The sequence below is a fragment of the Oligoflexus sp. genome (genome assembly GCF_035712445.1).
GTDB lineage: Bacteria > Bdellovibrionota_B > Oligoflexia > Oligoflexales > Oligoflexaceae > Oligoflexus.
This window is the reverse complement of the sequence record NZ_DASTAT010000096.1, coordinates 26,956-33,714: the sequence shown is the minus strand read 5'-3', so window position 1 is coordinate 33,714 and position 6,759 is coordinate 26,956. Positions and strand designations below refer to the sequence as shown.

Below are 6,759 nucleotides of genomic sequence, written 5' to 3'. Positions count from 1 at the left end.
AATCCGCTTTCCAAAGGCCCGGATGGCTTTGATGATTTGAATCCCCTCACCAGCACGGGGCTTATCCCGCCTTATCTCTCCGACCGTGTGGTGGGCATTTTCACAGGTGGTTTCAAACGCGATCATGGGGCCTTCCGCTGGGGTGAACTCGCAAGGAAAAACCAGGGTTCGCACTATGGCTTCATGGAAAACGGCACCGTGCTCAGCAGCATCGTTCCTGATCTGGCCACGCTCATCGTCTATAAAGATGGACGCGTGGATATGAAGACCTGGACCGATCAGGACTCTTTGAATCTTTCCAGCATGAAGCATGTTCGGCAGAACGGTGTGCCCATCATTGACTGGAATGAGCTGACTCAGCAGGCAGTTCCGGGGCGTTGGGTCAGCAACTGGACCCTCGGCAACTGGTCGGGTTCGCAGGACAAGAAATTCCGCTCGCTGCGGGCGGGTGTCTGCGAGGCCGAAAACAAAGGCCGCCGCTTTCTGATCTATGGATACTTTTCGAGCATGACGCCAGCCGGCATGGCCCGCGTGTTCCAGTCCTATGGCTGCACCTATGCGATGCACCTCGACATGAATGCGCTGGAGCACACCTATATGAGTCTTTATTCGAGCAACAAGAGCAAGGAGCCGGCGCCTCAGCACCTTGTGAAGGGCATGAAGGTCCTGGACGAACGCTTCAAGGGGAATGTGCCACGGTATATCGGATATCCTGATAACCGCGATTTCTTCTATTTCACCGAGAAGAAGAAATGATGCATCCTCAGCCCCAGCCCGTGAGCAAAGAAGAAAAAAGACCACTGGTGGTGGATCTGGATGGGACCCTTCTGCAATCCGATTCCCTGCTCGAATCCATGTGCGCGGTCGTGCGCCGCAAATTTTCCGATCTCTTTCGCATGCCGCTCTGGCTTTTGAAAGGGCTGCCTTATTTCAAGGAACGGGTCTACGCCCGTAACGATAGCGACATCGCGCGCCTGCCTTATAACATGGAAATCCTCGAAGCGCTGCGCATCGAAGAAAAGCGCGGGCGCCGCCTGATTCTAGCCACTGGCGCGCATCAGGATTTCGCGCAGAAAGTCGCCGATCACCTGGGGATTTTCGCGGAGGCGCACGGATCGAGCGCGAATCTGAATCTGACCGGCTCGGCCAAGGCCCAGCTGATGGTGGAGCGTTTCGGCGTCAAAGGCTTTGATTATGCGGGGAACAGCCGCGTGGACAAGGCCGTGTGGCGGCAGTCGTCCTCGGGTTGGCTCGTGAGTCACAGCGAGGCTTTCTCGCGCGAAGTCAAAGCCGTCGTGCCGGTGTCGCGTGAGTTCCGCTTTGGTCCGCCGCGTCTTAAGGTTTATCTGAAGGCCTTGCGCGTGCATCAGTGGTCCAAGAACATGCTCATATTTTTGCCGACGCTCCTTTCGCACCATTATTTTGAAATGCGCAGCTGGGCCTTCTGCCTTCTGGCCTTCGCATCCTTTTCCGCGATCGCATCGTCGGTCTATATCCTGAATGATCTTTTGGATATTGAAGCGGATCGGCGTCACCCGGATAACCGCAAACGCCCCTTTGCCGCTGGGACCTTGTCCATCATCACCGGCTGGACCCTGGCCCCACTGCTGCTTATGGGCGGCCTTGGCCTTGGGCTTTATGTCTCGTTCAATTACTTTCTGGTCGTCCTGGGATACTTTGCGATGACCTGTCTTTATTCATTGAAGCTGAAGCAAATTGCGATCGCCGATATCATTGTGCTCGCCCTGCTTTACACATGGCGAGTCCTGGCTGGCGGCGTCGCGACGGAAACCATCATCACCGAATGGTTCATGACCTTCGCCCTTTTCTTTTTTCTGTCTCTCGCGACACTCAAGCGCTGCTCGGAACTTATTCTGATGGAACAGAATCAGGAGAAGAAGAATAAACGTCGCGGCTATATGGTCACGGATCTGCCGCTGCTGCTTAGTTTCGGCGTAGCGAGCAGCTACCTTTCGGTGCTGGTTCTTGCACTTTATTTGAACGATAATCGGGTCGCAGTTCAGCTGCGTTACCCGGAAGCTTTGTGGACTCTCTGCCCCATACTCCTCTACTGGTTGAGTCGCCTCTGGCTGATGGCTTATCGAGGCCAGATGACGACTGATCCACTTGTCTTCGCGCTCCGCGATCGCACGAGCTACGTCATTGCCTTAGGCGCAGGAATCCTGTGGCTCCTCGCGCGCGGTCCCCTGTTTCTTGCTTTCGCGTTTTAAAGTTTCTGTGCTAGGGTAGTGACTTGTGCTCTTTAGCGTAGAGGATACTTATGATCGCAGGACAAAATTCAGTCGTTCTCATGGATTATACCGTCAAAGACGACGAGGGCAATTTGATCGATACGTCCGCTGGCCAGGACCCATTGGCTTTTATTTTGGGCATGGGTAACATCATTCCTGGTCTTGAGCGCGCCTTCATCGGCAAGAAGAAGGGCGACTCCTTCCAGGTTCGCGTGAAACCTGAAGAAGGCTACGGTGAAAGAGACGAGGCTCTGGTTGAAGTTGTGCCCCGCACACAGTTCTCGGGCATCAAGGACCTCCGTCCTGGCATGCAGCTTCAGGCTCAGACTGACGACGAAGTCATGGTTGTGACCGTTGTTAAATTGACTGATAAAGAAGTCACTGTGGATGCGAACCATCCGCTGGCTGGCAAAACCCTTAACTTTGACGTGGCTGTTGTTGACGTCAGAACCGCGACTCAGGAAGAACTGGCTCATGGTCACGTTCATGGAGTCGGTGGTCACCACCACTGATGCCTTTTTTGGGGCTGCAAAAGCAGAAGCGGATGCCGTGCCTTAGCCGCCGGCGATCCGCTCCCTACTGATCCTACCCTTGGCGTTTCCGCCGTAAATTTCCGCTGAAAAGATATCGTGTGATAAGCAGTGTGCCGCTCCCGGGAGAGTCGGCAGTGAGAGACCAACGAAGCTGCCTTCAATGCGCCGCGACCGGCATGGTCGAACGGGTCGAGATATGGTACGGCTGGGGAATCACGCCTTCATCACTCAGAAGCGAAGCCGTTGGGCTCTGACTCAACACATCCCGCAGATCAAGAGTCCTTGTTCCAATCTCGACGGCATTCGAGACGAGGCGGATGCCGTGGCTGTAGTCTGCGTAGTCTGCGCTATGAACAGTGGAAAGAGGTTGGATCGGAGTCGCGTTTTTCTGATGCCAGCCGTAGATCGCAATCGCTCCGGGTTTTTTCGTCAGGCGGCGGCTCTGCACCACATCTTTTTTATGACCTGCGAGCAGAATTCCAGGACGCCAGGCGCTGTGACTCAATTGATTCTGAACAAGACTATTATGCTTCAGTATGTTGCCCGCACTTGTGATGGCTTTGTTCGCAGGCAGCGGAACCGGCTTCAGCTTTACTTTCGCCTGGGCATAGATGTCATCGACCATCTTTGCCGTGGGAAGGCTGAGATCGAGTTTCTGGGCCAGGGCTTTCACACTATACATATTGAGAGGAACGCGCACGTAATCACGATCCGAGCCGATGGCCAAATAATCCGGAACAGCCCAAAAACGTAAGATTTGCCCGCGATAGGGACCGCTCGTCAGACGGCGTTCCACAGGATAAAGAAAGCGCTGAAAGTTCGGGATATTGCCCTTGAGAATTTCTGAAACGATGGCTTTCTCGCGTTTCGCAGGTGCCAGATTTTTGATTTTATTCAGAAAGGCTGAACCGGTCAGCGCAGTCTTGGGGCGCGGAGGAAGGTCCAGGACGCGACCTGATTGCTTGGCGGTCAAAGCCGTGGCGGCGGTGCTCAGGGTTAACTGAAGGCCCAGGATGAAGCTCAGGAAGGTTCGTGCGGCCATGGCTTTTCTTCCTCTACCTTTAATCATTCACACCCCAAGGTGACAGCTTCACGACGATGTGCAACCTGTGCCCATCATTACATCTCCTTTCGTCAGCTGACTCCTATGACATTTAATGCCGTGGAAAGCAGCTGGGAAAATCGAGTCTTGAGGAAACGATTAAACCTTCTCACAGTTCGACCCGTGGAGATGATCCCAGCTTGCCTTTCTTTCCTGCGGTAAGGAAATTTTTGCGCAAGGACTGTTAAGCAAAGGCCGGTGGCTTATGCCTGGAATAACTCTCACTTGACCCAGGGTGTGCATATTGCGTTATAGTCACAGTCAATAAATATGAGAAGAGCTTTGCAAACGATCCACTTTGGAGGTCCGCATGCGTGCTTTCGTTCTGTGTGCCGCTGTCGTCAGTGCATTGGTCAGTAGCAGTCTCCTTGCGACTACGCTTCTTGATCCTGATAATCCAAACCGCATACCAGATCATTACATCGTGAAATTGAAAAGTGATGCGAATCGCGACAGCGTGAGTTCCGCGGATTACGTTCTGCAGGAAGCCGATCGCCTGCAGATGAATTATGGGATCAAGGTGCTTCAGCAGTATACCCATGTTTTCCCGGGATTCTCGATCAAGGCCCAGGATGACCAGATCGAAGCCCTTCTTCAGGATCCCAATGTCGAGCGGGTGGAAGTCAACAGGATCGTTCGCATCAATGCCGTGCAGGCCTCGGCGACCTGGGGTCTGGATCGTGTGGATGCCCGCAGTGGCTTGGACCGGACTTATAATTACACCAGCACCGGGCAGGGCGTTCATGCCTATATTATTGATACAGGCACGCGCACGACCCACAGCGAATTCAAGGGCCGGGTCGGTCAGGGCTTTTCGTCGATCAATGATGGCAACGGCACGAATGATTGCAATGGCCACGGCACGCACGTATCCGGAACGATCGGCGGCACGACCTATGGTGTGGCGAAAAACGTGACGGTTCACGGCGTTCGCGTGCTGGGCTGCGACGGCAGCGGTGATGACGCGGGCGTGATCGCCGGAATAGATTGGGTCGCGAAAAATGCCAACAAGCCTGCCGTGGCCAACATGAGCCTCGGCGGAGACAAGTCGCAGTCTTTGGATGAAGCCGTGCAGGCTGCCGTGAAATCCGGGGTGGTCTTCGTGGTCGCCGCCGGCAACGAAAATCAGAACGCCTGCAATGTGTCCCCTTCGAACGTTCCCGAGGCCATCACCGTAGGGGCCACGACCCGGACCGATAATCGCGCGTCCTATTCGAACTTCGGCAGGTGCGTGGACATCTTTGCTCCAGGTTCCAGCATCACCAGCGCCTGGCGAAGCAATGATACAGCCACCAGCACGATCAGCGGAACCTCGATGGCATCCCCGCACGTAGCGGGCGTCGTGGCGCTTTATCTGGAAGAAAATCCGCGGGCGACACCAGCCCAGATTGATGCTCTGGTGAAAAAGAATGCGACGCCCAATATCGTGAAAAATCCGGGTACCGCATCGCCGAACCTTTTCCTTTACTCGAATCCAGCGGCTGCACTGGAATAAGGAACCTTAGGAAGTTTGCGCCTCGCGAGGCAGCTGCATGACAAAGGTCGTGGAGCTGGCCTCTTTATCCAGTTCGATACGGCCCCCATGCGCCGCCATGATTTTTCGTGAAATACTGAGCCCGAGGCCCGTGCCGATGCCCGGCGGCTTGGTCGTGAAAAAAGGCTGGCCAATGCGGGAAAGAATCTCCGGATCCCGAATCACGCCGCTGTCCTTCACCAGTATCCTGAACCAGGTACCTTCCCCTTTGATTTCAATTTCAATCCAGCGCGTGCTGAGACCCTGGACGGCGTCCTTGGCATTTTGAATCAGATTCAGGAGCACCTGCGAGATCTGCAGGGGACGGCAGAGGCAAAGGCAGGGCTCCTCGGGCAGATGCACCCGCAGCTCGATATCGAGTTGAGCCAGGCTTTCTGTGCAGACGGAGAGGGCGTCTTCGATAACCTCTTTCAGATTGGCTCTTTCCAAAGGATCATCCTGTCCTTCGCGCGAGAGTTTACGCAGACCCACCACGATTCTATTGATGCGACTGACGGTCTTCAGAATTTTATCGCAGGTCTGAAGGATGCGCTCCCGATCCAGTGGTTCCATGCGCAGAAGCTTCGTAATAAGTTCCGTATAGCCCAGAATGATGGATAAAGGATTATTGACTTCATGGGCGATGCTGCCCGAGAGTTCACCGATGGCGGAAAGGCGCGAGGCCGTGGCCAGCTGCAGCTGCTGGTCTTCGATCAGTTTTTTGCTGTGAGAAAGATCCTGGATGCTGGCGTGCAGCTCTTTTTCACTGATCTGATTGATCAGATAGAAATAGCCCGAATAAAGAAACGTCGTCATAGCCGCCGAGGGCAGCATCATCAGGTAAATCAGCCTCTGCGTGCGTCGGGAGAAGGCGAGGGGCTGCACAAGGTCATAAAGAAAAAGCTCCAACGTAAAAATCAGCAGCAAGGGAATCATGCAGAAGACGAAGATCAGAAAGGGTCGCCGCATGTCCAGGACGATGAAGGGCGTGGCGATCGCGGAAATGAAAAAAAGATGAATGCCGCTCTCTTTGCCGACCAGAAGGCTATAGATGAAGATGCTGATGAAGCTGAGCAGGAGAAAGCCATAGCGTACAGCGACCGCGCCGCGGCTGATTTTATTCAAGGCGGGAATGGTTGCAAAGAGAAGGGCGACACCCCAGGTGATGAGGCCGAGAGGCGCAGGACCGTAGAGGCCGAAGACCAGGGCGTAAAGAGCGATCAGGAGCGTGAGAACAAGGGAGGACTGATTGGTGAGACGGATCCGCTTGCGCTCCGGGAGCGCCATTGCCGGTTGGCATCCATAGCCTGAGGCCTGTTGCCAGAATGCTATCCATCTTTTCACGGAGTGACTCTCTTT

Annotated in this window: 5 protein-coding genes and 1 pseudogene; 4 read left to right on the top strand and 2 right to left on the bottom strand. The window is 54.6% G+C overall.

The window, feature by feature from the left end; all coding sequences use genetic code 11:
* From VFO10_RS20970 to VFO10_RS20960, 3 genes and pseudogenes are all read left to right on the top strand, one after another.
* A pseudogene (locus tag VFO10_RS20970) lies at positions 1–756 on the top strand (hypothetical protein); the annotation flags it as partial.
* Positions 753–2,231: a UbiA family prenyltransferase gene (locus VFO10_RS20965; protein WP_325143864.1), complete on the top strand. Its 1,479-nt coding sequence runs from the start codon at positions 753–755 to the stop codon at positions 2,229–2,231. The pseudogene VFO10_RS20970 and the gene VFO10_RS20965, both read left to right, overlap by 4 nt.
* A 50-nt stretch (positions 2,232–2,281) precedes the next feature.
* Positions 2,282–2,764, top strand: coding sequence for a peptidylprolyl isomerase (locus VFO10_RS20960; RefSeq protein WP_325143862.1), 483 nt, complete (start codon positions 2,282–2,284; stop codon positions 2,762–2,764).
* A gap of 178 nt (positions 2,765–2,942) precedes the next feature.
* Here VFO10_RS20960 and VFO10_RS20955 read toward each other — a convergent pair whose 3' ends face one another.
* Positions 2,943–3,827 (bottom strand): hypothetical protein, encoded by an 885-nt coding sequence (locus VFO10_RS20955; protein ID WP_325143860.1) that lies wholly within the window; start codon positions 3,825–3,827, stop codon positions 2,943–2,945.
* Between the two features lie 370 nt (positions 3,828–4,197).
* Here VFO10_RS20955 and VFO10_RS20950 point away from each other — a divergent pair, with 370 nt between their 5' ends.
* Complete coding sequence (locus VFO10_RS20950) at positions 4,198–5,382, top strand: S8 family peptidase (protein ID WP_325143859.1); 1,185 nt, start codon at positions 4,198–4,200, stop codon at positions 5,380–5,382.
* Positions 5,383–5,388: 6 nt separating this feature from the next.
* Here the strand turns inward: VFO10_RS20950 and VFO10_RS20945 are convergent, their stop codons facing one another.
* Positions 5,389–6,744, bottom strand: a complete 1,356-nt coding sequence (locus tag VFO10_RS20945) for a sensor histidine kinase (RefSeq protein WP_325143857.1) — start codon at positions 6,742–6,744, stop codon at positions 5,389–5,391.
* Between the last annotated feature and the right edge of the window lie 15 nt (positions 6,745–6,759).